Here is a 26,210-nt window from a genome sequence, read left to right as displayed (position 1 = left end):
TGGAGGAATTCGAAATGAAAATAGCAGTAGCAGCCATTCCAGTACCGGTATTTATTAAAACGCCTTTTGAATTAGGTGATTGGGTAGCGTTTGAGTGCGAAGATTATACAACATTTGCGAGAGTTAAGTGCTTAGATATAGATTCAAAAACAGGGAGAATTAAGGTATATGGCGTTTGGGGAAATACAAACGTAATGAACGCAGGAGATAAAGGCTGGCAATATGCTGATCAATGTCGGTTAGCAACAGAAGACGAGCAATATTGGGAAGAACGCCGCAGAGTCTTCGCTTCCAAAAATAGAAGAAATAATGAATTCCATTCTGGTGATTATGTTAGTGATGATGTAAATGCTTCAGTAGTATTACATCAAGATAAAGAGACAGGGAAGGTTGCTATTATGATTATCAATTCTGGTAAACGATATGAAGTGGACCCGGATGAGCTAGAAATATTATTTTTCAACGAAGATAGAGCGGGTTAAATTGATATGAATCTGGATACGTTAATTATTTTTGTAATATTGGGAATTTTGTCCGCTATAGCAATTAGAGTATTCGATAAGATTCGAAAATGAAATGTGATGCAGGTGAAATAAGTAATTGCGGAAACAAAAGTTAATCGATCTGTTAATAGATTTGGAGTGTTATAGAACGAAAGACCGCCAATTATGGGAATTGGACGAGATAGAATTGGCGGTCTTACTGATTGTGACAATAATGAACAGGAGGAAATGCGATGAAAAGTCTGTATAAATTCCGTGTTTATACAATTTTTCCACAATGGCGTTGTGAGCATATTGTAGAAAAAGAAAATGAAACAATGGCTAAATATCACTACTATAATCAAATGAAAAAGCTAGGTTATATAGATATGCCTTTCGAAATATTTAAAGGATTTATCGTTTGTGAATACAAGGATGTTGTTGATATTAGTACGCTTTTTGGTAAGGAGGAGCCATTTCAAAAAATGTGCCGTTACAGAAAAATCCATTTTGCTAAACGAGGGATGCGCGTTGAGGTACAAGGAAAAATGGGAACGATTGTTGGGAATTGTAAAAACGATTTATTTATTGTACTAGATGGAAATCCTCATAAGTTTAGATTTCATCCGCACTGGGAGATCGTTTATTTTGATGAACAAGGCAACATTATTAAAGACTTTCGTAAAGGGGTATATGCACAATGAGACATGTATCAAAATTGCACGTTATCACTAAAGAAGAGATGGAACAAACTTTTGATATTACGGAACTGATTGAAATGCAAAAAGAACTAGACAAGCGTATCGCTTATACAGGTACTGACAAATTAGATATGTTATTCCGTGCATTAGTAGTAGAGATTAGTGAAGCATGGAATGAAACAAGAGCATTCAAAATGTGGAGTGTAGAATTCGGAACACCAAAGCAAGGTCTTCTTGAAGAATTGATAGATGGGTTTCACTTCCTTATGAATATTGTTATTGAGTTAGACCGGTATACATTGAAACGTAGAATTGTGCCGCACTTTTGTTATCAACACATTATGAAAAATAATGTATCGAATGTCAATTTATTGTTCGAATGGTACATACAAGATACATTGGCTGCTAAAAAATCCTGGTGTTATTACAAAAATCTTAATGTAGCAATGACCCGTTTGAGCAGAGCGTTCGGCATTTTCTTCCGTCTTTGCTACTTATATGGATATAAATACGAAGATATTGTGCGTGCTTATAAAGAGAAAAACAAAGAAAACTTTGTGCGTCAAGCGAGTGGGTATTGAGATGTATCTATTTGTAGTTACATATGAGATCCCGCCAATGATAGGTGAGCTAAATGTAGATATCAATGCAAAAGATGAACATGAAGCATTATATCTTGTTAGAAACTTTTTGCCGCGTGCTGCAGTAGTACACGGTGCTCAACCAAAGAAAGTTTAACTGAGAGCAGAAAGTGGTGGATGTGACAATGAGTGATACGAAGTGGATTGCGCTAGTTTGGGTGATTACTATTGCAGTGTGGTGGTTTGAATGAAGAAAGCGGATTTTGCAGTCGTAGCGATAGCGTGGGCTCTTATCACGCTCGCTATGTATCTTTTGAAATTTGTATTCGAAGTGGATTTGTAAAGTAATACATTTTGAATTTTGTAGAGAAATGAGGGGATGAAATGAATGAAGTCAAAGCGCCAATAGATGAATGCCCTCATTGTGGTTCTAATGAAGGGTATTATACGAAAGTACAAATATCTGGTTCATCTATTTGGAGACACAATTTCGATGGGAGCGAACGTGAGAATGGAGATTTTCATGATTATCTAAATTATAAGGACAGTAAATTTGCGTATTGTATTGATTGTGATAAAAGGATTTTTAAAGTAGCTGATTTATAACCAAAGCGTTATTTGGTCGGAAAGGAGGGTTACAATGTATCCGTTTTATGTAGATGGTGAAAAGGTGTTTTCATTCTCTTACAAGCCAAGTAAAGGGGTTGTGAAAGATGATGATACTGGCAAGTGGTACGAAATAACCAAAGTTGAGCAAGGGCGTGGGCGCAAAGTTTACGGAAAAGAAACTATTAATTTGGACGGTATGAATTGGCAACCTTATAAAGATTAATCGAAAAGGGGAATGAGAAATGAGAGTTGATAAAACGTTATCGGAATTGTGGCATCTGAGAGGTAATACAGATGGATCGTTGACTCGTGAAGAATACGAAAAAGAAGCTCAAGACATTGCTTTTATGGCAATAAACACAATTAAAAAGTTACAAAGGAGAATAAGTGAACTTGAATTAGAAAACGTTAAATTGAAAAATGCAAATAAGTTTTCTTAATAAAATAGTTATTTTAGAGAAAAGGGTGGATCAATTGAATTATACAAATAACTTCGGAAAGTTAATTAGAAGAATTCAAGTTGAACTCATGGTAGGACTAACAACGAATGAGATTTATGATTCATTAGCAGACGAGGGACATTGGTCATCGGATAGTTTACATGAAGCAATGAAATTAGCTATGGAGGGATTACAATGAAAGTTTTTAAAATGAATGATTGCGATTGGGTTTGCGCTGAAAATGAAGAACAAGCAAAAGCGTATTACAAGAAAGAATGTGGCCTTGAAGATGAAGATATAAACGAAGGGTTCGTCGGGGAAGTTAGTTTGCAAGAAGTTACGTATGTAGACATAGATGAGTTGCCAGAAAGTGAAAAGGACAATTTCCAATGTGGAAGACCACTTGGAGATTCGATAGTAGTCCGCAAGACATTTGAATGGGTAATTAAAAATGACAACATTACAAGCCCATGCATTATAGCTTCAACAGAATACTAAACAAAATCCTTAATTGGAGGGAGAAATCAATATGGAAGAAAGAACACATCTATTTGAAGATGGTGAAAGGGTTCGGATTAAAGAAACTGGCGAAGTAGTTACGGTTGATCATTGGTGGTGTGCATTAAATAATCCTGCATTCGGATTTCAGTATAACATCATAGGACGACCGTCTACATGGTATGCCGAACATGAATTAGAAAAAATTTCTTAATAAAAACGCTATTTTAGTTGAAAGGAGAATAAATATGGGGAAACCGTGGTACAGACGAATTTACGCATTGTATAAAGGCGAGCGTTTCATTACAGAAGGGACAATAGCAGAAATTCATGCGGAAACTAATAAGTCAATAGATTTTTTGAGGTATATGACTTTCCCTATATATGAAAAACGCTGTGGAAATAGCACGAAACGACTTCGAATGGTCCTAATAGATGATTAATAAAAATTTCATTTTGGAGAAAAGGGGAATAGATATGGACAAGTGGCCAGAAGAAAGAGTTGCAGCTTATAAGCATTATGTAAAAACAGATATGCAAGCACTTGAAGAGTATGAGAATCAGATTAAATCACTACAAAAGGAACTGCAAGATCTTGAAAAGCAAAAAGAAAGGAAAATGTCTCAAGTAGAAAAACAAATATTCCAATTGTACAACCAAGGTTGGGAAATGAAACATGGAGTTTGGGTGGAAGTGAACAAGCAATAAAAGAGCAGCCAACAAGAGTTAACTGCTCCGATCAAAATGAAAACCTAGATGCATAGATAGTATATGACAAGTTATTGGTTATATTCAAGGAGGAATGGATATGAAATACTTTGAGTTTAATAAGCATGAATATTATGCGTTAATTGCGGTAAATGGCGATGTGGATAAAGCGATTGAAATATATGTAGAAAATGTCGCTGGTGATAGTGCGGAACAAGTTAAAGAAGAAGCTGTTCCAGTAGAGTTAACGCGTGAACAAGCGTTATCAACATATTTGGTTAGTCTTGCTAGACCTACCATAGACACTCCAATAAATAAATTACACGCGGAATTTTGTGATTGTGAGGATAGCGTTTTATTAATAGATGGATCACTAGTATGACTAAAGTTGAAGTAATAGGCAGAGCTAAGTTTGAAAACTTAACCAAATAATCCTTTTGTATAAGAAAATAGTAATAACGATAGAAAGAGGGAAAATCATGGGATATGCAAATAGAGGGATGGCATTTGAGCATCTATTAAACATTACAAATCGAATGTATAAATCAGCAATGGTGGCAATAATTAATAAACGTCCTACACCTGTAAAAGTATTAAAAACAAATAAGCTAGGACAAATAACGAAAAGCTGCTGGCAAGATAAATCTACAGTAGATTATGACGGTGTATACAAAGGTAGAGCAATCTACTTTGAAGCAAAGTCTACTAAGGAAACAAGTAGATTCCCATTAGATAATATTCATAGGCACCAAATTGATTTTTTAAGGGATACGCAAGAGAGAGGGGCTATTTGCTTCTTTTTAATAGAATTCAGAACAGACCAGGTTATTTATTTTACTCCTATCGAATTGGTAGCAGAATACTATGAAGCTATGCTATATGATAATGGCCGCAAATCTATCCCACGAGAAGAATTCGAAAAAAGAGCATATGTAGTGAAACGAACAGATCGAGCACTAGTTGATTATCTGCAACAAGTAGAAAAATTAGAATGGCCAATATGTGGTTAATGGGGGAAATCGGAAAATGGATAAGAAGGAAATCCGTATAAAGATTTTAAACCTACAGGACGAGCATTGCGCAAATTGTAAACAGCATGCAAATACAAAATATTGCTTAACAGTTTGTGAGATAGGGAAACGAATTAACAAGCTAGGAACTCATATAGGTGGTACATATGCAGCGGATGCTCCAAAGAGAAGAACAAAAGAAGATTGGGATAAATTATGTGTAGTGGCTTTATCGATGAGAGAAGAAGGATTAACATATGCAGAAATTGCAAGAAAAATAGGCGTTAACAGTGGTGGGTATGTAATTGAGCAACTACAGAAAAGAAATTTAAAATAAAAAATTTCACATACCATATTATAAGGATAAACATAAAAAATGAAGTTAATAGTCCGGATTCAGAGGGCGTTGATTGTATATAGGAATGTAATCTTTCCTATTTATAATTCAGCGTCCTCTTTTTTATTTAAAAGGAGGAAATAGACCATGAAAATGAAAGAATTAATGAAAGAATACAGAGAAACATTGAAACAATTAGAGAAAGCGAAAGAGGTTGCTGCGGAAGCAGATGTAAAAGTAATTAAAGAAATGATTAGTGATATAGAATATGCCTTGGAATGGATGCGTACAGCAAAGCAACCAGGGGCGAAGAGGGGCATTGAACGTAGAGCGGCATATGAGCGTGAAAAGGCGTGTGACCCGCTATTAATGCAAAGATATTTCCGTAGTACACCGACAAAATATGAATGGGATAAAGAAGAAAAAGAAAGTGTAATTTCTGAATGGGAGCGAATCATGTTAGATGATGCGTTATCTACATTATCGGAGTCAGAGAGGGAAATGTATATCATGTTTAAAGGATATTGTTTTTCGATGGGAGAAATTTCTATAATGATGAATAAATCGAAGTCTACTGTTCAAACGGTATTACGAAGAGCAGACGAAAAAATAGGGAAACAAATTAAAGAAAGTCTCTTCTGCATGGTTGGCTGAGGCTTTTTATCTTAAAAACGCTATTTTTTGTCATACGAATGCCCACTATATATGAAAGGCTTCCGAAACTTTATCTTGTTGGTTACTGATGGAGTAAACCCAGTTGCTTCGTGGATCGACAGTTGTTTTTTTAATACTAGAAGGAAATAAGATATAACAAATCTCGTTGTTCTCTTGATTTTCTAGTATATGTGTACACTCTTTAATTCTCATTAATTTAATGGTCTAAACGGGAGAGCTTCTGCTCTTCTTTGAGCTGATACTTGCCTACCTATAAAGTGTCGGTTCAAAGAGGTGCAGAATTTCAACCTCTTTTTGATTAAAAAAAAGGACGCTTCAAGCGTCCTTTTAGGGTGTGTGTGTATTATCATTGAAACCTAATGTTTCTTTTAAAGATTCAGTGAGTAATTTTGATTGGTTGATGTTTTTATTTACAGCTTCTTTGTCTAGCCATTCTGGGATAGTTAGTGTTTTCTTTTTTAATTTAACATTATCGGTCATTCTATATGGCGGCATTCTGACATCGACTAATAAAACATATTCATTATCGTTTAAATCTGTTAAATCTGTTATATGGGTTGGCGAAGGGATAGGGTCGTTATCTTCTTCCATTATTGTTAGAAAACCACCTAATACATCTCTAGCCATTTTTAAGGCTTCTTCTTGATTTTTGCCACTTGTCATACATCCAGGTAAATCAGGGAAAGTTACAAGTACGCTATCGCTATCAAATCTAAAGATAGCAGGATATACGTAATAGTCTTTTTCATTCTTTGACATAATATCGAATCCTTTCTTGTTTTTTGGTGTATAATGTTTGTTATAGTTCATTTGAAACAAGGAGGGCTATTTCAGCCCTGCTTGTTTCAAGATTTCTTGTGTAAGTCCAACGCCTAAATCTTTACGGGGATGTGGGACTGGAATCTTCTTCCCTGTTACTGGATGTTTGAAATGATGGTGACTGCCACGTACACTATGTAATTCATATCCAGCTTTTTTTAAGCGTTTGAACATTTCTTTTGAACTATAACTTGTCATTTGTTCACCTCCTTTTCTATAAATATTATAACACGTATCACTACACGTGTAAATAGGAGATGAACAGTTTCTTTGTATTTTTTTATAAAAATGCTAAGAAACTACACAAAAGGTACTCATTCTAATAGTTGGGATGAGTACCTTTTATTTTGCAAGAAAAGGGCGGTTATAAGAATGTTGAATCAAGTGTTTAATATGGATTGTTTAGAAGGAATGAAAATGATTGAGGATAAATCCATTGATTTAATCCTTTGCGATTTGCCTTACGGAACTACTGCGTGTAAATGGGACGAAATTATTCCGTTTGGTCCATTGTGGGAACAATATGAACGCATCATAAAAGACAACGGGGCTATTCTTTTAACAGCAAGTCAGCCATTTACAACGAAATTAATTGCATCTAATATGGAATTATTTCGATATGAATGGATTTGGAAGAAAGGAAACCATACGACTGGTTTTCCAAACGCCAACAGAATGCCTTTGAAAAATCATGAAAATGTATTAGTGTTTTATAAAAAGTTACCTAAATATTATCCGCAAGATTTAATAAAACTAGAAAAACCGATTTATCGTAAAAGTACATCTAGAAAGTTAAAGATTTTCGGAAAAAGAAATAACGAATCGTTGAACAAAGTACATGTGACTAAGTATACGAATTATCCTAAGTCAGTAATTGATTTTCCGAGGGATAGTAAAACATTTCATCCAACGCAAAAACCAGTTGCTCTTTTTGAATATCTTATTAAGACATACACAAAAGAAGGAGATATTGTACTAGATAATTGTATGGGTAGCTTTACAACTGCTATAGCATGTATTAACACTAGTCGTAATTACATTGGATTCGAACTTGATAAAGAGTATTGGGAAAAAGGTAATGAACGAGTAAAAGAACATATGCAGAAGTTAAAGCATCCATAATGGGTGTTTTTCTTTGTTATATAGAAATTACACATTAAACGCACAAGTAAACCTTATACAATCGTGCGCAGTCTTAGTCGCATTAACAGAAATGTCGTTGTATGAGTATTGTGTGTTGTCTTATATACCTATGGAATATAAGAATCTGAGTAACCGAACGTTACGCAGCATTATTAGACAAATTAGACACCTAAAAAAGAAGGTGGATATATGGAAGATAACTACTTAGATATTCTGAAAAGAAGCTATATTGAATCGTATAAGGAAGATAAGTATTATGCAGAATCACTTGCTGCTGATATAGAAATTACACATTAAACGTAATGCGGTGACGGAAAAGGTAGACGTTTACTAATCGGGCTACTACAGAAAGGCGGACCCGACCATGTTAGGTGCAAATCCTAACCCGCATATTAGAACAAAATGGACATTTGGTTAGGAGGATGAATATAAGATGAAGGGTATAACAGGATATACCTTATTTCCTACATCCTTTATGTTAGGGATTAGTAAAGATGAATACTCGCTTGAAATATTCCTTGGAATAGTGGCGATTAGCATAGAGTTAAAATGAGGTTGTGACATGCATATAGGAATAACTATCGTAGGCGCTGCCGTGATTTGGGTGGCGTCTTGTTTGTTGTCGATCGTTACGTGACTTTAAAATAAAATGGATATTTGGTTAGGAGGAGGATAATTACATGAAAGAAGCAGTAAATAAGTTAACTGGATACTTAAATAAATTAGTCGAAGAAAAGAAAGTTGTTATTGAAAAAGATGATGTGAATTCTGTTATAGAAAGTGTAGAGGCATTTTTGACTGCTAATGGATACGATTATAGATATAGTGAAAACATGGCAGAACAGGTGTTAATCATTGTTTTTTAAACCAATATCAATTATTGTGGGCGCTGCTGTAATCTGGGTGGCGTCTTGTTTGTTGTTAAGGGAAGATAAGGGCAAATGTGTTGCATTTAACAAAACAAACTCAACACAAACCAAATATTGTAAACGTAATAAATGTCTAAAAGTTGAAACTTCTAGACATTGACATTTGCAATCTATAATGATGGAAAAATAATGCTTGTTTTCGTCTAGAAGTTAGTCTAGAATTAAATGTACAAAAGATATAAGACTTTTAGATGAAAGGGAGTTTTTTTATAATGGCTTTGATTGGATATGCAAGAGTCAGCACTAAAGATCAAGATTTAGGATTGCAAATAGATAAGTTAAAAGAATATGGATGCGAAAAGATTTTTACAGAAAAGCAAAGTGGAGCAAAAAGGAATCGAGAAGAGTTAAATAACGCTTTAGAATATTTGCGCTCTGGTGATAAATTGGTTGTTTATAAAATAGATCGATTAGCACGTTCTACATTTGATTTACATAAAATTGTACGTGAGTTAGATGAGAGAAATATTTCTGTTGTATTTATAAAAGAAAAAATTGATTTTTCGACACCAGCAGGTAAATTGATGTTTACCATGTTAGGGGCAATTGCTGAATTTGAAAGAGACTTAATTAATGAAAGAACGTCTGAAGGCCGAGAAAGAGCTAAAGCGCAGGGGAAACATATGGGACGTAAAGGGCAAGATGAAAAACAAGTGAAAAAAGCTTTAAACCTTTACTTTAATAGAAATACAAATGGATTAAGTGTAAATGATATAGCTAAAATGACTGGTGTTCCAAGGTCTACAATTTACGTTAAAGTTAAAGAATATAAAGAGGAGAATTTATGATGGATACATATGAAGAACTGTGTCAATCGTTTCGTAATTTAAGTCAAGCCTATTGGAAAGAGACTGGTAGAAGTAAAATTTGTGAAAGATGCTGTTCCACTGTAGATGTTCACTTACATCATAAAAAGGCATTACAGTTGGGCGGGACAAACGCCTATGATAATTTAGTCCCATTATGCGGAGAATGTCATAGAGAGTATCATAGACATTTTGAAGGTGTAAAAACGTTTGAATATTTTATGAATACTCCTAAACATACAGAATTGATAGGTATATGGGAGATGCTAAATAGCCAAACGGTAGACTTTTTGTTAGGGAAAGAAGTTAAAGATTTAATCAATAAAGGATTATGGATAAAACGTGATTTACAAAAATCTTCATTCGAAGAGAAAACAGAAAGTAAATAAAAATATTTAAAGTAGCGAATCCGCTGCTTTTTTATTTTATAAAGCGATTAGCGTGAGGTGGTGTAAATGGAAGAAGAAAATATAAATGTTCCTACATGCTCTGTTTGTAATGAACCTTGCATGTGGACCTTAAAAATGCCATTAACAATTACTCATTTTGATAAAATTTATATCCGTGAAGCGAATACGGATAATTCTCATATATGCATTGAGTGTTTAGAGAAGGAAGTGCAAACAATTGGATAAGGGGGCAGGTGTTATGTAATTATGGCCAGACAACGCAGTCCGAATCGCGATAAAGCGTATCAAATATTTAAAGAACATCATGGCGAGATTACTAACCGTAAAATTGCTGAATTATTATCTACATCCGAAAAAACTGTTTCTGAAAAAACAGTAGGTGGATGGAAAACGAAAGATAAATGGGTACAACAAATGAACGGAGTACTCCATAAAAAAGAAAGGAGTACTCTGAAAAAAGATATGGAGTACTCCAAAAAGAAACCAGGAGCGCCCAGAGGTAACAAGAACGCCTTAAACAATCGTGGTGGAGCACCAAAAGGTAATAAAAATGCCGTTGGTAATTCCGGAGGTGCTGCTCCAATGCGTAATGGTAATGCTGTTACCCATGGGCTATACAGAAAGTATTTACCGCAAGAAATATATGATTTAAAAGAAGAATTAGAAGAAGCAGTAAGCAACGATCCATTATCAATCTTATGGGAAAGTATAATGCTGCACCATGCTCAAATCATTCATGCTCAACGTATTATGTTTGTTAGAGATAACGAAGATATGACAAAGGAACTACGGAAAAAGAAACTTACCGAAAGTGGTTTTGAAGAAGAGTGGGAAATTCAATTTGCTTGGGATAAGCAGGCTAGTTTCTTAAATGCTCAGTCTAAAGCTCTTTCCACATTATCTGCTCTTATTAGGGATTTCGATAGGTTAGCAAACATGGATGATGAGCGTCGTACAAAACTCGAATTAATGAAAGTTCAGATTGATAAAATTAAGTCTACTACAAATAACGATACAAATGATTTAGAGCCAGTGCAGTTTATAGATGACATAAATGGTGAGTTAGATGCTCAAAAAGAAAATTAGCGATATAATCCCAGTTGCATTCCATCCTGTTTGGTTGGCAAGAAAATGCGAAGATATATTGAAAATCGTTTGTAAAGGTGGGCGTGGTTCTGGTAAGTCTACTGATATATCAATTTGTATTGTTATGGATTTAATTCAGTATCCTATTACCGTTCTTTGTGTACGAAAAGTAAAAGAGACATTAAGAGAATCTTGCTACGAGCAAATAAAAGAAGCAATAGAAATACTAGGTGTAGAGCATTTATTTCGTTTTAAAGAAAGTCCAATGGAAATCATCTATAAACCACGGGGGAACAAAATTATATTCCGTGGTGCTGATGACCCTGCGAAAATCAAATCTATTAAGATAGCAAAGTTTCCAGTTGCTATAGCCTGGTTTGAAGAATTAGCGGAGTTCAAATTAGAAGAAGATGTTTCTACAATAGAAAAATCCATTTTACGTAAAGAACTGCCAAATGGTTTGCGTTATAAAATGTATTACTCATATAACCCACCAAAAAGAAAACAGTCCTGGGTTAATAAGAAGTTTGAAACACAATTTATCCCTAAAAATACATTTGTACATCATAGTACATACCATGATAATCCATACATCTCTAAGCAATTTATTGAGGAAGCAGAAGAAACGAAAAGGCTTAAACCACAACAGTATGAGCATGAATATGAAGGTAAACCAACAGGCAGCGGCGTTGTTCCATTTAGTAACCTTAAATTCAGACGTATTACAGATGAAGAAATCAAATCATTTGATAATATACGACAAGGGATTGACTGGGGTTATGGAAATGATGCGCTGTCTTTTGGTCGTATGCATTATGACAAAACACGCAGGAAACTATATATATTTGGTGAAATATATGGCGTTAAAATTAGTAACCGTTCATTAGCTGAAAGGATTAAAAAGCTCGGCTGGGATGATGTTGAGATAATCGCGGATTCTTCTGAACCAAAATCAATTGATGAAATGAAAAACGAGCATGGTATTAAGAAAATTAAAGGTGCGGTTAAAGGTCCTGGTTCCGTTGAATACGGAGAAAAATGGTTAGATGATTTAGAGGAAATCATCATTGATCCTGAACGTTGTCCAAAAACGGCAAGCGAATTTGAAAACATTGATTATGAAGTTGATAAAGACGGTAATCCTAAAAATAGATTACAAGATAAAGATAATCATAGTATTGATATGACTCGTTATGCATGTGAGGACGATATGAGTAAACATAAAGTGGTTATGGGTGGAAAAGTTAAAAGAGTGTAGTCGGACATTTATTGTTCGGCTATTTCTTTTGCTCTTTATTAATAGAAGAAAGGAGGACATACAGACGATATGAGCGACAAAAAAACTATAAAGAATGTAAAAGTATTTAGTATTAATAAAGCTGCAGATGATCCGAAGAATAAGGTAGATAACAGCAAACAAATGACAGTTGACCCATTCGCGCAAATATATGGCGATAAGGGATTGGTTAAACCACCTTATGATATGAAAGCGTTGCTGGATATAAAGGAAAGTAATCCTATTCATTCTGCTTGTATTAGCGCAAAAGTAGATGATATTGCAGGTGTTGGTTTTGACTTTGCTCCTTTTGAAGAAGTGAAAGAAGCAAACCAGGAACAATATAAAATGTTAAAAAACTTTATGCGGAATTGTAATCCAGAAATGACAAGTTCTGAAATTATAAGAGCTGTATGGGAGGATTATGAAACAGTTGGATGGGGTATCATTGAAGTCGTTCGTAATAACAAAGGTGAACCGTCAGAATTATACCATATTCCAGCTCATACAGTTCGTGCCCATAAAGATAAGGTACGCTTTGCACAAATTGTAAATAATAAAGAACGTTGGTTTAAGAAGTTCGGTTATCCTGATGAATTTCGTCTTGCTGATGGTAGGCCGTTAAACGCAGAGGATATTGCAGAAAACGGAACAGAAAAAGCGGGGGAAGTAATTGTTATTCGTAAATTCGGTTCACGTTCCTCTTATTATGGGATACCAAATTATGTGAGTTCTATCGGTTCTATAGTTGGTTCGCAGGCGGTAAGAGATTACAACATTAACTATTTCACTGGAAAAACCATACCGGATGCTCTGCTATTTATTGAGGGTGTTGATGAAATAGATGATTCAGTAGAAAAAGAATTACAAGCGTTTTTTTCTGTTGAGGCAAAAGGTGAACACCATAAGTTAGCGGTTGTTCCAGTTCCACCAGGAGCACAAGCTAGGCTGGAAAAATTAAGTCCAGATGTTAAAGAAGGTAGTTTCCGTTTATATAAACAAGATAATGCAATGGAGATATGCGTAGCTCATCGTGTACCGCCTTACCGTATTGGTTGGGCTATGACAGGTTCATTAGGGCAAACAACTGCTGCAGAAATGAACGAAATGTATAAGCGTTCTATTATTGAACCCGGCCAAGAAATATTGGAGCATCGATTAAATACACAATTATTCCGTGTATTTTCCGAAAAACTAGGCGGTTTAGATTGGCAGTTCAAATTAAACGAAATTGATACGGATGATCGTGAAGCTGATATGCAATATGCAGCAGACGGTTATGAAAAACGTATATTAACACTTAATGAATCAAGAAAAGTAGTAGGTTATGAACCTGTAAAAAATGGTGATACATTCTTTGAAGGTGGAACAATTGATTCGCAATTCGAACCTATTGCAAAATCTGCAGACAATGAGCAAGAGAACATAATTGCTATTAATGCATTTAGGGAAAAACATGAAGAAGTAGAGAAGGCTATGCAAAAGAAGGTAGCTGATTTTTTTCCGAACAGGGAAATAGGCTCTTAAACCTACTTCCCGTAATTCGTATTAATAAAGCAGATGAAGACATTGATCTTGCAATTGCAGAAGCGGAAGTTGATGAATTTCTAGATAGTGTGGATTGGGATGAAGAACGACAAATGTTTGTCGATGAAGTCACGGACACATTGCAGGATGATGTGACAGAATTCATTCAAAGCGCTATAGCAACAAATGGATTAACCTGGATGGTATTAGATCCTATTGGTGACGTTGCTGCAAAATGGGTAGCTGCTTATGCATTCGAATTAGCAAAAGGGATCCATGAAACCACTAAGAGTAGACTAAGAGAAGTCATGCTAAAGAATCTTAGTGAGGGAATGGGTGTCGATGCATTAAGTGTATCCATTGCAGACGTAATGGCAGAGGCTAGTAATTACAGAGCGATGATGATTGCACGAACAGAAACAACATATGCAATGAATTATGGTAATTTAATCGCGTATAAAGGTGCAAATAGAAACAAAAAGACGTGGCTTACAGGTCATGATGAGCGTGTTTGTAATGAGTGTGGTGGTTTAAATGGTGAAACGGTAGATATTGACGAACCATTTAGTAATGGGAAGATGTGTCCGCCAGCTCATCCGCATTGCCGCTGTACTATGATTTCACAAGAATAAATATTCCTATAAGTTGGGGTTTCATCGTCAAAACGTATACGGTCGTGTACTTGGCTGCTATGCGTTTTGACACTGGAACCCCAATATTTATGGGAAAGGAGGTAAAACGATGGGGTACGAACTAAGAAACGCCAATATTAGCTATGTTTCATTAGTTGCAAAGGGCGCTAATGGTCGTCAATTTGCCATTATGAAAAGTGAATCTACTAAACAACCAAATATATCTAAACAAGTTCCAATCCTTAAAACAGAGGAAGAGAAGCAGCTTGTTACAGGTGTTGTATATGAACCACTAGTTGAAGATAGTCATGGGGATATGATGACTGCAGAGGAAATTGAAAAGGCTGCATATACTTTTATGGAAAATTACCAGCACATCGATAAACAGCATGATGAAATTGCTGGGAAAGGTACAGTTGTTGAAAATTGGATTGCTAAAAGTGATATGACGGTAGGCGATCAAGAAGTAAAAGCAGGAACATGGCTTATGACTGTACGTGTTGATGATGCGGACACCTGGGAAGAAATTAAAAAAGGTGAAGTAACTGGCTTTTCAATGGGTGGATTTGGTGAACGTGTAGAAATCACGAAAGCAGATGATTTTACTCATGAAGAGAAGGGGTTCATTCGTAAAATGATCGGTTATTTCAAAGGTGAAAAACACGATATTAAAAAAGGTGAAGTAAAAGATCGTTTTGTAGACGAAAGACAGAACCGTGATTTACGTGCTGTTTTTAATTTGTTCGAAGATGTGTTCTATTGGGAAATTTGGGAGAACAATCCCGATATCGACCGAATGACAGCTGCTCTTGATGATATGAAGGAAATTCTTGCTTCTATTAAAGGTGGTTATACCATCACGAAATCAGAAGATAATGTACAAGCAGAAAGAATTGTATTAGAAAGTATTAAAAAAGCTGGGAAAGTATTATCCCAAAAGAATCATGCAAAATTAGATGAAGCATTAGCTTTAATTAACGAAATAAAAGAAGATGCTTCACCACAGGAGGAAGATGAAATGAAAGCAGAAGAATTTGCAGATATTGTTAAACAAGCGGTAGAACCGTTAGCTACTAAGTTAGATAAGATTGAAAAACAGGTAAATGGTGAGGAGGTAGAACCAACACCAGAAGAACAAACGGACGAAGAGAAAGCTGCGGCAGTTATCCAGAAAGCGCTAGAACCAATTGCTAAACGTCTTGAAAACCTTGAAAATGCTGCTTCTATTCGTAAATCATTGGATCCAGATGATGATCCAGTACTTGGGCAACAAAAAATTAAGAAATCTAAATGGGCAGGATTAAACCTGTAAGAGGAGGACTACAAATATGCCAATGAATAATACAGAATTATTAAATCGTTTATCTAAAATTGAAAAGACTATCTCGACTGGATCCATTTCTTCTGGATTATTAAATCCGGAACAAAGTAAAGAATTCTTTAGAATGGCATTCGAATCAACTCCATTCTCACAGCTGCATCGAAAAGAAATGCGTAAGGCAAAACAAGGCGTAATTGATAAAATCGCTATTGGCGGGCGTATTTTGCGTAAGAAAACAGAAGATAAGGATGACGAGTACCGTGCAGGTGTGAAAACATCAAATGTTCCATATAATACAAAAGCAATCCGTCTACCTTGGGAAATTACAGAAGAAACTCTCCGCGAGAACATTGAAGGGGAAGGCTTTGAGGATACTGTAATGACTCTTATGGCAACTCAAACGGGTATTGATTTAGAGGATTTACATTGGAATGGCGATGAAGAATCATCCGACCCATTTTTATCAATTAACGATGGTTGGTTAAAGAAAATTTTAAAGTCAAAGGAATCACATATTGTTGACCACGCTAAACTAGTAACTGGTACAGGGGAAGCAGCGGCAGCTAATGGATTTGGTAAAGGTTCCCTCTTTGCGTTGTCTGGTGCAATGCCTAATAAATATAAGAATAGCAATCTACGTTGGATTATGTCACCGAATCGCAGAGAGAAGTGGATTGAATATTTAACAAATCGTCCAACAGGTGCTGGTGACGCTGCATTACTTGGGGCAGGAGATCAAGTTAATAAACCAATGGGATATGCAATCGCTACTGTTCCTTCTTTAACAGATGACGTAATTATTCTTGCTGATCCACGCAACTTCATCGCTGTAAATACTTATGAAACTCGTGTTCGTAAAACAACAGAAGGTAAATCTGCAGTAATGGAAGATAAACGATTCTATGTAATCCATTTTGATGATGATGCTATCATTCAAGAAATGGATGCAGTTGCTATCCTTACAAATATTCCTGATACGTTCGGTGCCTAATGGCCGGGCGTATTTTTATGGATTGAGGTGTAACTTATGAAAGTAATTAACCTTCTTTGGGGTGGTACTTATACTGCTTACGGGCAAACATTTAAGAATGGCCAAGAGGAAACAGTAGCAAATGATAAAGCTGATTATCTTGTAAGTACTGGTCATTTTGAACTTATAAGAGAAATCGATAAGAAAGAGAAGGATAAATAATGGATATTACCGTGCAGGATATCAAAAACCGCGTAAATGTGCAGAAAATGCCCGATACGGTTATTCAAGAACTAATAGATTACTATGCAGTTATTACAAGAAAATATTTAAGAGTCAAGCCAGCTAATCCGATGAAAGAAATCATCCGGACAAGCAAACTAGCTTGGCTTTCTTTCCCTGCTGAATCTGTAGAAAAAGTAACTCATGTCAGTTCTAAACAAGATATGACCGATTCTATTACTGTAAATGGACGTATTGTTTATGGTTTATCCGAAAATCAATTATATGAATTCGAATATAAGATACAAGATTATGATGATCTGCAGGTACTTATGAGGAAATGTATTATTGATTTGGTTATTTCTGCAGTAGTTCGTGCTAACTTACAGCGAAAGGGTATGAAGACTTCGGAAAGTATTGGGGATTATTCGTACCAGATTAGCCCAGAAACATTAGATGAACCTGCTACGAATAATAAGATACTCAATGCTTTAAAAGGGTTTAGAGCAAGAGTTAAGCCGGTGATGGCTACATGAATATGTACTTTGATGATGGTAGTATGGATGATTTATACATTCATGAAGTAGTTGTAAAACGAAAAACAAAAAAGAAACAATCCTCTGGTAATTATGCAGAAGCAGAAGAGGACATTTACGAGAATATGATTTGCCGTGTAACTACTAATTCTGCTACTGATAACGAGAGATTTAAGCGTGATAAGCAAAATTTCGATACAACTTTTAAGATTTATGCACCTGCTTCTTACAAAATTAAACCTAATGATCGTATTTATTTCAAAAACGAAGAATTAGGCGTTGATTATACGTTTGAAGTAAAAGGGGAACCACGTAACCCTGCATTTCTGAATCATCACATTGAAATTTATTGCGAAAAGGTATGATTCTATATGGCTAATTCAGTAGAAATTGAGTTTTCTAGTAATATGGAGCAAGTGAGAACACAAATTAATGCTATGTGTGTCCAAAAAGTCACCTCTGCATCGATTCACTTACAAAATCAAGTGAAGAAAACTCTTACAGGAAGCCGTAGCGGTAAACAGTACAAAATACCACATACAAGCCGGAAATATACCGCTTCTAAACCAGGTGAAGCTCCCGCTGTTCGTATTGGTGATTTATTGAACTCGATTAAATACAACATCAAAAGATCGCAATCAGAAGTGATAGGAGCAGTTGGCAGTGATTTAAAGAAATCAATTTGGCTTGAAAATGGAACAAGTAATATGCAAGCCCGTCCATTCTTGTTAAAAACGTTTGAAAAAGAACGTATGGAATTAAAAAGAATGATGGGAGGATAATTGTATGTCTAATGCTATTGCAGTTATTAGAAATATTGTAGAAAACGATAAAATAATACAGGCTAATCTATCGGAATATGGTGAAGAAGAGGACAAAGGTCCTGCTCTTACATTTCAAACTGCACAAGATGACATGGAAATGCCTTATGTCGTTATGAGAATTGAAGCAAATAATCCGGATGATGTTGAAATTATAGATCGAATAATTCTAAATTTCGATGTGTACTGTGATAACGGGAATTATGATAAGGCAAAGTTGATAGCTGCACGTATTGAAAAATTGCTAGATAGAGAAGTTGGTTTAAAGGATGATGGGATACTTTCTATACATCGTGCAGGTAGTCTTCCTGTACCAGATGAAGACCCGTCTATCATTCATATAAATGTAAAATTCCTTGTCCGAACCATACGAACGGACTTGTATTAGGGGGTAGAGCAAATGAGTTGGAAAATGATTAATGGTGTTCGCGAAGGAACAACCGATAATTTTGTCATTGGACCTGGTGTAATCTATAAAGGTTTTAAGAGTGTAAAAGATTTAGGCCAACTTTTAGGAGCGACCACAGGCGGTACAAAGGTCGGTTTTGATCGAGAGTATTATGATGCTGATATCGATGGATTGCTTGGTAAGATGGTCCGCGGTAAATGGCTTTTAAAAGATGAACCGCATGTAGAAACAACATTAGTTGAATTTACAAGAGAGAATCTACAATTAGCTTTACCTGGTATGGTAATAGACAGTGAAACGGATGCAGATTATGATATCGCTCAACCTACTAACGATATTCCAGATTCAAATTACAATGATATCGCTTTAGTTGGTACGATTTCCGGTAGCGATTTACCAGTAATTTTTGTAATTCGTAATGCCATGGTAGTTTCGTCTATTGAAGTAGATCTAAAAGACGGTAAAGGAACTGTCGGATTGAAGTGTAAATTTATCGGTCATTATAGTGAATCTGCACCAACCACACCACCATATGAAATTTATTTACCGAAGAAAAAGAAAACAGCAGCAATAACTAAAGCACCGGCTACCGCATAAAAGGTAGTCGGTTTTCTATTACATAAAACAGGCTAAATGCTAAAAGGAGAGAACAAAATGGCTTCTATTTTAGAAAAAATGATGAATAACGGTACAGAAATTACAATCATGGGCGAAACAGTAACAATGCGACGATTAAATGTAACGGACGTTTGGCGATTCGCTAAGATCATTTCAAAAGTCGGACGCAGCGCAATGGCTAACTTTGCTGATTTCGGTAAGGATAAACAAGAAATGGATGAACTAACTAAAGCTGCTGAATCCCTTCCAGAAGAAGAAAAACAAGTGCAATTAGCTGCGATTAAAGAGAAGCAGCAACAAAAAGGATTAGAGTTTGCTTTCCGTGTTTTAACAATGATTCCTGCTTGTGAGGATGATTTTACAGAGTTCTTTGCTAGTTTATTAAAAGTAAAAGCAGATGAGTTTCGTCAATTCCCTCCAGAAGCAATGGTTGCTGTTATAAAAGGCTTATTAGAAAGTGAAGACTTAATGACTTTTTTCAACCAAGTCAAGGGGCTCGTGAAAATCCAAAGCGAGAAATGGAGCAAGTCAGCAGTAGCTCCAATCCAATCATAAACGAGGATACAGATGAATATTTAGAGGAAGCTGAGCAAAATATGCTGCGTGCTTTCGATAAGATTCAAAAACGGTATGGATGGACAGATGAATATGTCTTATCTATACCGTTTTCGCGTTTAATGGACCTATTTTCTTTCATCACAAAAGAAGAGCAACGAGAAGAGCTGAATGAGTGGAAGAAGATGGCGTTCATTGGATTTCAAACTCGTCAACTTGAAGAAGGTACCACTTTTAATGATTACCTTCAAGCTTTTGGACTCACAGATACTCTTGACGATGAAAATCAATCTGCTGAAATCGCAGAAGTATGGTCAAAAGAACAATGTATCGAACATGCTAATAAACTAATCGCTCAATTCCAAGAGGAAGAAGATGAAGAGTGATAGCCTCATCGAAGGGAGGTGCGTAAATGTTAGCAGAAATATTCCAGTTGTTCGGAACAATTGGTATTAAAGCTGAGGGTGCATATAAAGAATTACAGCAATTTGAAGATCGTGTGCAAAAAACAGCGAATGGAATGCATGATAAATTCCAAAAGGCAGGGGAATCCATTAGTAAAGTTGGTAACAAGATGAAAGATGTTGGTACTAACATGACTACTGGTCTTTCTTTACCTTTAGCTGGTATCGGGGCAGCTGCTGTTAAAGTAGCTTCTGATTTCGATACTTCACAGAGGAATATCCAATCTTCACTTGGTCTCAGCGCAAAGGGTGCGGAAAACCTTGGTAAGATTGCAAAGGATACATGGAAAGATGGGTTCGGACAAAGTCTTGAAGAGGTAGATCAGTCTTTGATAAAAGTCTATCAGAACATGAAGGACGTTCCTTATGATGAATTAGAAAGTGCCACAAAAAGTGCTATGACACTGGGGAAAACATTCGACACTGATATCAATGAGGTAACACGTGGTGCAGGTCAACTGATGAACCAATTTGGTATTGAATCAAAAGAAGCGTTTGATTTATTTGCCGCAGCAGGACAAGAGGGGCTTAATTTTTCTAACGAAATGTTTGATAATGTAGCTGAATATGCGCCGCTATATAAACAGGCAGGATTCTCAGCACAAGAAATGTTCACCATAATGGCGAATGGAACCCGTGATGGAAGCTACAATCTTGACTACATTAATGACCTTGTGAAAGAGTTTGGTATCCGTGTACAAGACGGATCGAAAGGTGTAGCTGATGCTTTTGCTGAAATGTCACCAGAAACACAAAAAATATGGGACAACTTCAATAAAGGTAAAGCTACAGCTGCTGATGTGTTCAATGCTGTACTTGGTGATTTAGGTAAAATGGACGACAAAGTTAAAGCTAATCAGCTTGGAGTTGCTGTGTTTGGTACTAAGTGGGAAGATATGGGCGCAGAAGCTGTACTTGGTCTTAATAATGCTGGTGGCGCTTTACAAAATGTTGACGGTGCGATGAAAGATATGCAAAAAACGCAACAAGAAGCATTTGGCGTTCGTTGGCAAAAACTAGTTCGTACTACAACAGCATCATTAGAGCCGCTTGGACAAGCGATTATTGATATTGCAGAAGTAGCACTTCCCCCAATTATCAAAGCCGTAGAATGGGCAGCCAAAGCCTTTAGTGCAATTCCGAAACCAATTCAAATTGGGATTGTAGCAATTTTAGGTATGGTTGCAGTACTAGGACCATTAGTCGCCATGCTTGGCTTTATGACAAGTGGAGTCGGAGCATTTGTTGGCTCGTTCAGATTTCTTGTGCCAGTACTAACGAAAGTACCAATGCTATTTACAGGAATGCTAAAACTTGGACCTAGATTAATAGGTATGTTCGGAATGATAGGAAGAGCAGTATCTTTTCTAGGTAGTGCTGCATTTGCAGGACTTTTAAAGATAGGACCTAAACTTATTGGTATGTTTGGTGCGATAGGAAAAGCATTAGCTTTACTTGGTAGATCTGCTATGACATTACTCATGAATCCCTGGACAATTGCTATCTTAGCTATTGTTGGATTAGTATATTTAATTTATAAAAATTGGGATTCTGTTGTTAAATATACGAAACAAGCAGTTAAATGGATAGGTGACGCATGCTCTAAGGGGTGGGATGCAACCGTAAAAGGTGCGAAATCCGCTTGGAATGGTTTGTCTAAGTTCTTTTCTGGATTTTGGGAAGGTACGAAAAAAGTCTTCCATGCTTCTGTATCATTTATAGGAAAAATACTCGAAGCAGCTTGGCGCGGTTATCTTGCAGTTATAAAGTTCTATATTAATTTTTGGAAAAAGGCATTCGAAATTGGATGGAATGCTATAAAATTCATTTTTAATGCTGCTTTAAATATTTTAAAAAGCGTTATTAAAATTGCCTTAGAATTCATAAAAAACGTAATATCTTTTTATATAAAAATATGGCAAACGATTTTTAGAGTTGGATGGAATATCATAAAGACGATATTTACCACTGTCCTCAACTTCTTGAAATCGTTTGTTCGTGCTGCATTCGATTTTATTAAAAATATCATTTCTACTGTAATGAATGTGATAAAAACAATTATCTCAGTAGCATGGAATTTCATTAAAACAGTATTTGTTACTGTATTGAATTTCATTAAGAATACTGTTCAATCTGCATTCAACACTATAAAAAATATAATCAACACCGTTATGAATGTGGTAAAGAATATTATTCAAACTGCATGGAATTTCATTAAAGATACAATTATTAGTGCAGTTCGTACCTTTGTTAATTTCGTAGTTGATAATTTTAACAAAATTAAAAATACAATGTTTAGCGTTGTAGGGGCTATTAAAGATTTCATAGTAAATAATTTCTCTACAATCAAAAAGGCTATTACTGGAACCTTTACAGGAATTGTGGATACAGTAAAAGATGTATTTAGTAAAGTAGGATCTATTGTCAAAAACGTGGCAAAGGATGCATTAAGTTGGGGAAAAGATATAATCGCTGGTATCGGCAAAGGGATGGCATCAATGGCTGGTTGGGTAGCTGACAAAGCTAAAGGTGTTGTAAGTGGAATTCCTAAAGCTGTAAAAAAATTCTTTGGTATTCGAAGTCCCTCACGTCTAATGATGGAATTTGGTGGATTTATTACAGAAGGTCTAGGTATAGGGATGGAAAAAATGATTCCCGTAGTAGATAGGGCTTCTGAACTATTGAATAAAGCTGTTGTTCCACCTAAACCAATGAAACTAGTAACTGATGTATCTACTCAAATCGGACAAATGGGCGCACATTCTGCAGATCTAATTGGTAAAACTGCACATCCATTTGCTGGACAAACCCACGTTGAGAAGAAAACAGATAATGGCGTAACAATTCAAAATGCAACATTCAAAGTTGCTGTTGAAAAATTACAATCTGCAGAGGACTTTGTAAAAATGCGTAAACTGCTACAAAACGTAGTTGCTGACGATCTAATGGGAATGGCGGTGAGAAATGTATGAGTATCATAAAAACATTGCATAGAAGAGGCGGTTCATACCATCTCTTATTTGATGCTACAGAGTTAAAAACTACAATTCGATACACAATTGTTTTTTCGTGGCCAGGAACATATAACTTTTCTTTCATGTCCCAAGTCCCCATTGGATCTGATGGTATACTTCCAGATAAGTATTTTATTGTTCGAGTAAATGGTATTGAGAAATTTAGAGCAAGAGGTGCTTATGCTTGGGAATCTAAAGAAATATTTGTAGGCGCAGGACCACAAACAATTGAATTCACAACAAGTGGTTATGGTGCTGCAGATGTAGCTTATATACGTGATGTTCATTATTACGCTTTTGGTCCTGTTCCAAACATCGCAATGATTGAGCAGACAAAACTTCCAAAATCTCTTGATGGGCTCAAATCATTCAATGTAATGCATGGCTATCCGCGTTTTCAAAGTTCCGGAAATAAAGGCTGTGAAGTTGAATTTAATGTTTTATTTAACCAAATAGAACATTGGCGTGATTTCATGAGAGAAATCTATCGTCCTCATATCATCACCGGTGATTATGGAACATACGGCGGTATTATTCCACCAAATGAAGTAGATGCAATAAGGAAAGGGGCATTAGTGATAGCAAAATGCAAATTAATATCTATGTCACAAGCGGGTATTGGGGTTGATGGAATTTGAGAGAAGGATCTATTTCTTTAATTAGAATGTTGGGGAGCTATTTTCAAATTGGAAATAACTCCCCTAATTTAATTGTTTATATGAAAAGAAGGGACTCTTCTTCTTATGTACAAGTCCAGCACCGTGTAACGGGCTTAGAAGTGCAAGAAAACGCAGATCAGTTTGCAAGTACATTTACTATTACCTTTGCAAATGAATACGGTCAAATGGCTCCTGATAACTGGTATGGTAAGTTCTCTTCTATTCAAGAATGGTTTTATAACAGTGAGGTAACAAATACAAACCAGCTATATCCGCAGACTGAATTTAAGGTGTCTATCGGCTATGGTAATGAAGCTTTACCGTATATACATGGTTTTGTATCTGATGTTAAGGTAAATGCCGAAAGCGGTACAATTTCAGTAACCTGTACAACATCGTATAAAAAAGTACTGCATAAATCAGTAATTCCTACACCAGGATCTGATGAAATTGTTGCACCAACCGGTAATGTTTATGATGTAGTGAAATTCTTTTTTGAAAAAGCAGGAGTTCAATTACACGGAAACAGAGTAAATATTCCTGGTACCAATCAGAGTTGGATTGTTGAGGGGGCAACCGGTAAGAGGTTTCAAAAATGGGATGAAATTGTTCGCGATATTATAGATACAACATTCCATTATATAAAACATGAACCGGATGGTAGTTGTACATTTATGAAAATTCCGGACTACGCAATTAACGAACCTGCAAAGTTTAATTTTATAGAAGGGGAAAACCTTATCTCATTAGATATGCAACTAACAGATCAAGATATTAGTAATAGTGTCGTTGTGAAATGTGGCGATTATGCAAATGGATTCATTAACCCATTTCTATTAAAAAATGTTTCGAAGGGTGATTTGCGAGAGGAAATGATAGAAGTTCCTTGGGCGACAACGTTCTTTGCAAGGAGGGCAGTTGCTGCAGCCTATCACTTAAAAGCAATTCAGAAGTTCAGAACATTAACAGTAGCGGTAATTGGTGATCCAAGGATTCAATTATTCGACGTTATTTCCGTTTACAATAGAGATTCTGGCCAACAGTGGAATTACTTTGTTAAAGGAATTACTACAATGATATCTGCAGATGATGGATTCTATCAAACTTTAGATTTAACTGTTAACTATGGGTATGAACCTGCTCCATATACAGATATAACTGGTATTACAGTCAATATAGATACATTACGATTAAAACTTTGGGATTGGGACGTAGAGGATGGCGACTTATTAAATATTTACTGTAATGATAAATTAGTCGCAAAAAATTATTTCATCCGGAACAATCCTACGTATGTAGATATCCCTCTTGAATACGGTGTAAATATTGTTGTATTTGAAGCAGTACGAAACCCAAAAGGAATTCTTACAGGACGTTTGCAGGTACTAGATACACAAAATAATATTTTGTTCGACTATGGTTCCTTACCCGATTTATCATTTCCTCGGGTAAATCAAGACAAAGATCACTATTATGTCCAACGACCAGCAAAAACCTGGTCTGTTACGAGGGTAAACTAGGAGTGATTCTATGATAATGCAAAAAAATCTATATGATCCAATCATGTATTTGATGAAAGGATTAATTGATAGGCAAATATATACCGGTGGTAAACCAATGCCCGGTAATGATCCAAATGATGTATTTAAAGAAGGTATGACCGAAGGATATACACTTATTCGTGACGGTGCTCGTTTATCTGCAGTCGATGGAGATAAATATTTGCACTATGATTTAGCTTTTAATGTACACGGTATGGTGGAAAAGGTTCTTGTCTCCCATAAAGTAACCGGAAAAGAGATGGAGATACAATTAATATATAATGCACAAAAACAATTAGAGCGTGTGCAGCCGCGCCTTCTTAATAAAGGCAATGGCATGCTATCTGATTTGCCAATTCCTGATGTATCTTAATAACTTGGGTATTTTTTACAAAAAAGGGGCGTGTTTTA

Annotated in this window: 40 protein-coding genes; 38 read left to right on the top strand and 2 right to left on the bottom strand. The window is 35.8% G+C overall.

What is annotated here, in order from left to right; genetic code table 11:
- Positions 1–14 precede the first annotated feature (14 nt).
- From MR059_RS20040 to MR059_RS19970, 15 genes are all read left to right on the top strand, one after another.
- Positions 15–482, top strand: a complete 468-nt coding sequence (locus tag MR059_RS20040; RefSeq protein WP_242145624.1) for a hypothetical protein — start codon at positions 15–17, stop codon at positions 480–482.
- A 254-nt stretch (positions 483–736) separates the two neighbouring features.
- The gene (locus tag MR059_RS20035; protein ID WP_087099659.1) at positions 737–1,186 is read left to right on the top strand and encodes a hypothetical protein; all 450 of its coding nucleotides are present in this window, start codon (positions 737–739) and stop codon (positions 1,184–1,186) included.
- Positions 1,183–1,764 (top strand): dUTP diphosphatase, encoded by a 582-nt coding sequence (locus MR059_RS20030; RefSeq protein WP_087099657.1) that lies wholly within the window; start codon positions 1,183–1,185, stop codon positions 1,762–1,764. Before MR059_RS20035 ends, MR059_RS20030 begins: the two co-directional genes overlap by 4 nt.
- 1 nt (position 1,765) lies before the next feature.
- Positions 1,766–1,921 carry a hypothetical protein gene (locus tag MR059_RS20025; protein ID WP_176371966.1) on the top strand — a complete coding sequence of 52 codons (156 nt, stop codon included), beginning with the start codon at positions 1,766–1,768 and terminating at the stop codon, positions 1,919–1,921.
- A 227-nt stretch (positions 1,922–2,148) separates the two neighbouring features.
- Positions 2,149–2,370, top strand: coding sequence for a hypothetical protein (locus MR059_RS20020; RefSeq protein ID WP_242161966.1), 222 nt, complete (start codon positions 2,149–2,151; stop codon positions 2,368–2,370).
- A gap of 34 nt (positions 2,371–2,404) precedes the next feature.
- On the top strand, positions 2,405–2,596 hold the full coding sequence (locus MR059_RS20015; protein ID WP_000283199.1) for a hypothetical protein: 192 nt from the start codon (positions 2,405–2,407) through the stop codon (positions 2,594–2,596).
- A gap of 19 nt (positions 2,597–2,615) precedes the next feature.
- Positions 2,616–2,813 carry a hypothetical protein gene (locus MR059_RS20010; RefSeq protein ID WP_242161965.1) on the top strand — a complete coding sequence of 66 codons (198 nt, stop codon included), beginning with the start codon at positions 2,616–2,618 and terminating at the stop codon, positions 2,811–2,813.
- Between the two features lie 34 nt (positions 2,814–2,847).
- Positions 2,848–3,012, top strand: a complete 165-nt coding sequence (locus tag MR059_RS20005; protein ID WP_242161999.1) for a hypothetical protein — start codon at positions 2,848–2,850, stop codon at positions 3,010–3,012.
- The gene (locus MR059_RS20000; protein WP_242161964.1) at positions 3,009–3,311 is read left to right on the top strand and encodes a hypothetical protein; all 303 of its coding nucleotides are present in this window, start codon (positions 3,009–3,011) and stop codon (positions 3,309–3,311) included. The genes MR059_RS20005 and MR059_RS20000 overlap by 4 nt, the downstream gene beginning before the upstream one ends.
- A gap of 31 nt (positions 3,312–3,342) precedes the next feature.
- On the top strand, positions 3,343–3,525 hold the full coding sequence (locus MR059_RS19995; RefSeq protein WP_242161963.1) for a hypothetical protein: 183 nt from the start codon (positions 3,343–3,345) through the stop codon (positions 3,523–3,525).
- A gap of 263 nt (positions 3,526–3,788) precedes the next feature.
- Positions 3,789–4,019, top strand: a complete 231-nt coding sequence (locus MR059_RS19990; protein WP_242161962.1) for a hypothetical protein — start codon at positions 3,789–3,791, stop codon at positions 4,017–4,019.
- Positions 4,020–4,119: 100 nt separating this feature from the next.
- On the top strand, positions 4,120–4,401 hold the full coding sequence (locus MR059_RS19985) for a hypothetical protein (RefSeq protein WP_242145563.1): 282 nt from the start codon (positions 4,120–4,122) through the stop codon (positions 4,399–4,401).
- Positions 4,402–4,498: 97 nt separating this feature from the next.
- Positions 4,499–5,029 (top strand): Holliday junction resolvase RecU, encoded by a 531-nt coding sequence (locus MR059_RS19980; protein WP_087099640.1) that lies wholly within the window; start codon positions 4,499–4,501, stop codon positions 5,027–5,029.
- 16 nt (positions 5,030–5,045) lie between these two features.
- Complete coding sequence (locus MR059_RS19975) at positions 5,046–5,366, top strand: zinc-finger domain-containing protein (protein ID WP_087099638.1); 321 nt, start codon at positions 5,046–5,048, stop codon at positions 5,364–5,366.
- 153 nt (positions 5,367–5,519) lie between these two features.
- The gene (locus MR059_RS19970; RefSeq protein ID WP_087099703.1) at positions 5,520–6,020 is read left to right on the top strand and encodes a sigma factor-like helix-turn-helix DNA-binding protein; all 501 of its coding nucleotides are present in this window, start codon (positions 5,520–5,522) and stop codon (positions 6,018–6,020) included.
- A 348-nt stretch (positions 6,021–6,368) separates the two neighbouring features.
- On the opposite strand, the gene MR059_RS19965 is transcribed toward MR059_RS19970, so the two are convergent.
- Together MR059_RS19965 and MR059_RS19960 are read right to left on the bottom strand one after the other, a co-directional pair.
- Entirely contained in the window at positions 6,369–6,800 is a 432-nt protein-coding gene (locus MR059_RS19965; protein WP_087099636.1) for a type II toxin-antitoxin system HicB family antitoxin, read from the bottom strand.
- A 66-nt stretch (positions 6,801–6,866) separates the two neighbouring features.
- Positions 6,867–7,058, bottom strand: coding sequence for a type II toxin-antitoxin system HicA family toxin (locus MR059_RS19960; RefSeq protein WP_087099634.1), 192 nt, complete (start codon positions 7,056–7,058; stop codon positions 6,867–6,869).
- Between the two features lie 174 nt (positions 7,059–7,232).
- Between MR059_RS19960 and MR059_RS19955 the strand changes: the two genes are divergently transcribed.
- From MR059_RS19955 to MR059_RS19845, 23 genes are all read left to right on the top strand, one after another.
- On the top strand, positions 7,233–7,982 hold the full coding sequence (locus tag MR059_RS19955; protein WP_242161961.1) for a DNA-methyltransferase: 750 nt from the start codon (positions 7,233–7,235) through the stop codon (positions 7,980–7,982).
- Between the two features lie 701 nt (positions 7,983–8,683).
- Complete coding sequence (locus MR059_RS19950) at positions 8,684–8,869, top strand: hypothetical protein (protein WP_087099791.1); 186 nt, start codon at positions 8,684–8,686, stop codon at positions 8,867–8,869.
- Between the two features lie 275 nt (positions 8,870–9,144).
- The gene (locus MR059_RS19945; protein ID WP_087099789.1) at positions 9,145–9,720 is read left to right on the top strand and encodes a recombinase family protein; all 576 of its coding nucleotides are present in this window, start codon (positions 9,145–9,147) and stop codon (positions 9,718–9,720) included.
- Entirely contained in the window at positions 9,720–10,127 is a 408-nt protein-coding gene (locus tag MR059_RS19940) for an HNH endonuclease signature motif containing protein (RefSeq protein WP_087099787.1), read from the top strand. Before MR059_RS19945 ends, MR059_RS19940 begins: the two co-directional genes overlap by 1 nt.
- Before the next feature lie 66 nt (positions 10,128–10,193).
- Positions 10,194–10,373: a hypothetical protein gene (locus MR059_RS19935; RefSeq protein WP_087099785.1), complete on the top strand. Its 180-nt coding sequence runs from the start codon at positions 10,194–10,196 to the stop codon at positions 10,371–10,373.
- A 21-nt stretch (positions 10,374–10,394) separates the two neighbouring features.
- Positions 10,395–11,234: a phage terminase small subunit gene (gene terS / locus MR059_RS19930; RefSeq protein ID WP_087099783.1), complete on the top strand. Its 840-nt coding sequence runs from the start codon at positions 10,395–10,397 to the stop codon at positions 11,232–11,234.
- Positions 11,215–12,492, top strand: a complete 1,278-nt coding sequence (locus MR059_RS19925) for a PBSX family phage terminase large subunit (RefSeq protein WP_087099781.1) — start codon at positions 11,215–11,217, stop codon at positions 12,490–12,492. Before terS ends, MR059_RS19925 begins: the two co-directional genes overlap by 20 nt.
- 69 nt (positions 12,493–12,561) lie before the next feature.
- The gene (locus tag MR059_RS19920; protein WP_087099779.1) at positions 12,562–14,037 is read left to right on the top strand and encodes a phage portal protein; all 1,476 of its coding nucleotides are present in this window, start codon (positions 12,562–12,564) and stop codon (positions 14,035–14,037) included.
- Between the two features lie 113 nt (positions 14,038–14,150).
- Positions 14,151–14,669: a phage head morphogenesis protein gene (locus MR059_RS19915; RefSeq protein WP_087099777.1), complete on the top strand. Its 519-nt coding sequence runs from the start codon at positions 14,151–14,153 to the stop codon at positions 14,667–14,669.
- 109 nt (positions 14,670–14,778) lie between these two features.
- Complete coding sequence (locus MR059_RS19910) at positions 14,779–15,981, top strand: XkdF-like putative serine protease domain-containing protein (RefSeq protein ID WP_087099775.1); 1,203 nt, start codon at positions 14,779–14,781, stop codon at positions 15,979–15,981.
- Between the two features lie 16 nt (positions 15,982–15,997).
- Positions 15,998–16,981 (top strand): phage major capsid protein, encoded by a 984-nt coding sequence (locus tag MR059_RS19905; RefSeq protein ID WP_087099773.1) that lies wholly within the window; start codon positions 15,998–16,000, stop codon positions 16,979–16,981.
- A gap of 36 nt (positions 16,982–17,017) precedes the next feature.
- A complete protein-coding gene (locus MR059_RS19900) occupies positions 17,018–17,182 on the top strand; it encodes a YqbF domain-containing protein (protein ID WP_087099771.1) in 165 nt (54 codons plus the stop codon).
- Positions 17,182–17,718: a hypothetical protein gene (locus tag MR059_RS19895; RefSeq protein WP_087099769.1), complete on the top strand. Its 537-nt coding sequence runs from the start codon at positions 17,182–17,184 to the stop codon at positions 17,716–17,718. Before MR059_RS19900 ends, MR059_RS19895 begins: the two co-directional genes overlap by 1 nt.
- The gene (locus tag MR059_RS19890) at positions 17,715–18,083 is read left to right on the top strand and encodes a hypothetical protein (RefSeq protein WP_087099767.1); all 369 of its coding nucleotides are present in this window, start codon (positions 17,715–17,717) and stop codon (positions 18,081–18,083) included. The genes MR059_RS19895 and MR059_RS19890 overlap by 4 nt, the downstream gene beginning before the upstream one ends.
- Before the next feature lie 6 nt (positions 18,084–18,089).
- Entirely contained in the window at positions 18,090–18,500 is a 411-nt protein-coding gene (locus MR059_RS19885; protein WP_087099765.1) for an HK97-gp10 family putative phage morphogenesis protein, read from the top strand.
- 4 nt (positions 18,501–18,504) lie between these two features.
- Positions 18,505–18,927, top strand: a complete 423-nt coding sequence (locus tag MR059_RS19880) for a hypothetical protein (RefSeq protein ID WP_087099763.1) — start codon at positions 18,505–18,507, stop codon at positions 18,925–18,927.
- Positions 18,928–18,939: 12 nt separating this feature from the next.
- Positions 18,940–19,545 carry a hypothetical protein gene (locus MR059_RS19875; RefSeq protein ID WP_087099761.1) on the top strand — a complete coding sequence of 202 codons (606 nt, stop codon included), beginning with the start codon at positions 18,940–18,942 and terminating at the stop codon, positions 19,543–19,545.
- Positions 19,546–19,602: 57 nt separating this feature from the next.
- Entirely contained in the window at positions 19,603–20,121 is a 519-nt protein-coding gene (locus MR059_RS19870; RefSeq protein WP_087099759.1) for a hypothetical protein, read from the top strand.
- Entirely contained in the window at positions 20,085–20,507 is a 423-nt protein-coding gene (locus tag MR059_RS19865) for a hypothetical protein (protein WP_087099757.1), read from the top strand. The genes MR059_RS19870 and MR059_RS19865 overlap by 37 nt, the downstream gene beginning before the upstream one ends.
- Before the next feature lie 26 nt (positions 20,508–20,533).
- On the top strand, positions 20,534–23,557 hold the full coding sequence (locus tag MR059_RS19860; protein ID WP_087099755.1) for a phage tail tape measure protein: 3,024 nt from the start codon (positions 20,534–20,536) through the stop codon (positions 23,555–23,557).
- Positions 23,554–24,237 (top strand): hypothetical protein, encoded by a 684-nt coding sequence (locus MR059_RS19855; protein ID WP_242161960.1) that lies wholly within the window; start codon positions 23,554–23,556, stop codon positions 24,235–24,237. Before MR059_RS19860 ends, MR059_RS19855 begins: the two co-directional genes overlap by 4 nt.
- A complete protein-coding gene (locus MR059_RS19850; protein ID WP_242161959.1) occupies positions 24,234–25,778 on the top strand; it encodes a hypothetical protein in 1,545 nt (514 codons plus the stop codon). The genes MR059_RS19855 and MR059_RS19850 overlap by 4 nt, the downstream gene beginning before the upstream one ends.
- A 10-nt stretch (positions 25,779–25,788) precedes the next feature.
- Positions 25,789–26,172: a hypothetical protein gene (locus MR059_RS19845; RefSeq protein ID WP_242161958.1), complete on the top strand. Its 384-nt coding sequence runs from the start codon at positions 25,789–25,791 to the stop codon at positions 26,170–26,172.
- The last annotated feature ends 38 nt before the right edge of the window (positions 26,173–26,210 follow it).

It is taken from the genome of Bacillus cereus group sp. BfR-BA-01522, assembly GCF_022662635.1.
GTDB lineage: Bacteria > Bacillota > Bacilli > Bacillales > Bacillaceae_G > Bacillus_A > Bacillus_A cytotoxicus.
This window is presented reverse-complemented; position numbering and strand designations above follow the sequence as displayed.

Bases quoted from the DNA above. Each gene is read 5' to 3' on its own strand.
- MR059_RS19975 (WP_087099638.1), top strand. From the start codon at position 5,046: ATGGATAAGAAGGAAATCCGTATAAAGATTTTAAACCTACAGGACGAG.
- MR059_RS19860 (WP_087099755.1), top strand. From the start codon at position 20,534: ATGTTAGCAGAAATATTCCAGTTGTTCGGAACAATTGGTATTAAAGCT.
- MR059_RS19960 (WP_087099634.1), bottom strand. From the start codon at position 7,058: ATGACAAGTTATAGTTCAAAAGAAATGTTCAAACGCTTAAAAAAAGCT.
- MR059_RS19895 (WP_087099769.1), top strand. From the start codon at position 17,182: ATGGATATTACCGTGCAGGATATCAAAAACCGCGTAAATGTGCAGAAA.
- MR059_RS19995 (WP_242161963.1), top strand. From the start codon at position 3,343: ATGGAAGAAAGAACACATCTATTTGAAGATGGTGAAAGGGTTCGGATT.
- MR059_RS19865 (WP_087099757.1), top strand. From the start codon at position 20,085: ATGGAGCAAGTCAGCAGTAGCTCCAATCCAATCATAAACGAGGATACA.
- MR059_RS19875 (WP_087099761.1), top strand. From the start codon at position 18,940: ATGAGTTGGAAAATGATTAATGGTGTTCGCGAAGGAACAACCGATAAT.
- MR059_RS20040 (WP_242145624.1), top strand. From the start codon at position 15: ATGAAAATAGCAGTAGCAGCCATTCCAGTACCGGTATTTATTAAAACG.
- MR059_RS19945 (WP_087099789.1), top strand. From the start codon at position 9,145: ATGGCTTTGATTGGATATGCAAGAGTCAGCACTAAAGATCAAGATTTA.
- MR059_RS19935 (WP_087099785.1), top strand. From the start codon at position 10,194: ATGGAAGAAGAAAATATAAATGTTCCTACATGCTCTGTTTGTAATGAA.
- MR059_RS19900 (WP_087099771.1), top strand. From the start codon at position 17,018: ATGAAAGTAATTAACCTTCTTTGGGGTGGTACTTATACTGCTTACGGG.
- MR059_RS19845 (WP_242161958.1), top strand. From the start codon at position 25,789: ATGATAATGCAAAAAAATCTATATGATCCAATCATGTATTTGATGAAA.
- MR059_RS19970 (WP_087099703.1), top strand. From the start codon at position 5,520: ATGAAAGAATTAATGAAAGAATACAGAGAAACATTGAAACAATTAGAG.
- MR059_RS19880 (WP_087099763.1), top strand. From the start codon at position 18,505: ATGTCTAATGCTATTGCAGTTATTAGAAATATTGTAGAAAACGATAAA.
- MR059_RS19915 (WP_087099777.1), top strand. From the start codon at position 14,151: ATGTTTGTCGATGAAGTCACGGACACATTGCAGGATGATGTGACAGAA.
- MR059_RS20025 (WP_176371966.1), top strand. From the start codon at position 1,766: ATGTATCTATTTGTAGTTACATATGAGATCCCGCCAATGATAGGTGAG.
- MR059_RS19855 (WP_242161960.1), top strand. From the start codon at position 23,554: ATGAGTATCATAAAAACATTGCATAGAAGAGGCGGTTCATACCATCTC.
- MR059_RS20000 (WP_242161964.1), top strand. From the start codon at position 3,009: ATGAAAGTTTTTAAAATGAATGATTGCGATTGGGTTTGCGCTGAAAAT.
- MR059_RS19965 (WP_087099636.1), bottom strand. From the start codon at position 6,800: ATGTCAAAGAATGAAAAAGACTATTACGTATATCCTGCTATCTTTAGA.
- MR059_RS19985 (WP_242145563.1), top strand. From the start codon at position 4,120: ATGAAATACTTTGAGTTTAATAAGCATGAATATTATGCGTTAATTGCG.
- MR059_RS19950 (WP_087099791.1), top strand. From the start codon at position 8,684: ATGAAAGAAGCAGTAAATAAGTTAACTGGATACTTAAATAAATTAGTC.
- MR059_RS19890 (WP_087099767.1), top strand. From the start codon at position 17,715: ATGAATATGTACTTTGATGATGGTAGTATGGATGATTTATACATTCAT.
- MR059_RS19940 (WP_087099787.1), top strand. From the start codon at position 9,720: ATGGATACATATGAAGAACTGTGTCAATCGTTTCGTAATTTAAGTCAA.
- MR059_RS19955 (WP_242161961.1), top strand. From the start codon at position 7,233: ATGTTGAATCAAGTGTTTAATATGGATTGTTTAGAAGGAATGAAAATG.
- MR059_RS19910 (WP_087099775.1), top strand. From the start codon at position 14,779: ATGGGGTACGAACTAAGAAACGCCAATATTAGCTATGTTTCATTAGTT.
- MR059_RS19980 (WP_087099640.1), top strand. From the start codon at position 4,499: ATGGGATATGCAAATAGAGGGATGGCATTTGAGCATCTATTAAACATT.
- MR059_RS19870 (WP_087099759.1), top strand. From the start codon at position 19,603: ATGGCTTCTATTTTAGAAAAAATGATGAATAACGGTACAGAAATTACA.
- MR059_RS19990 (WP_242161962.1), top strand. From the start codon at position 3,789: ATGGACAAGTGGCCAGAAGAAAGAGTTGCAGCTTATAAGCATTATGTA.
- MR059_RS19885 (WP_087099765.1), top strand. From the start codon at position 18,090: ATGGCTAATTCAGTAGAAATTGAGTTTTCTAGTAATATGGAGCAAGTG.
- MR059_RS20030 (WP_087099657.1), top strand. From the start codon at position 1,183: ATGAGACATGTATCAAAATTGCACGTTATCACTAAAGAAGAGATGGAA.
- MR059_RS20015 (WP_000283199.1), top strand. From the start codon at position 2,405: ATGTATCCGTTTTATGTAGATGGTGAAAAGGTGTTTTCATTCTCTTAC.
- MR059_RS20035 (WP_087099659.1), top strand. From the start codon at position 737: ATGAAAAGTCTGTATAAATTCCGTGTTTATACAATTTTTCCACAATGG.
- MR059_RS19925 (WP_087099781.1), top strand. From the start codon at position 11,215: ATGCTCAAAAAGAAAATTAGCGATATAATCCCAGTTGCATTCCATCCT.
- MR059_RS20020 (WP_242161966.1), top strand. From the start codon at position 2,149: ATGAATGAAGTCAAAGCGCCAATAGATGAATGCCCTCATTGTGGTTCT.
- MR059_RS20010 (WP_242161965.1), top strand. From the start codon at position 2,616: ATGAGAGTTGATAAAACGTTATCGGAATTGTGGCATCTGAGAGGTAAT.
- terS (WP_087099783.1), top strand. From the start codon at position 10,395: ATGGCCAGACAACGCAGTCCGAATCGCGATAAAGCGTATCAAATATTT.
- MR059_RS19920 (WP_087099779.1), top strand. From the start codon at position 12,562: ATGAGCGACAAAAAAACTATAAAGAATGTAAAAGTATTTAGTATTAAT.
- MR059_RS19905 (WP_087099773.1), top strand. From the start codon at position 15,998: ATGCCAATGAATAATACAGAATTATTAAATCGTTTATCTAAAATTGAA.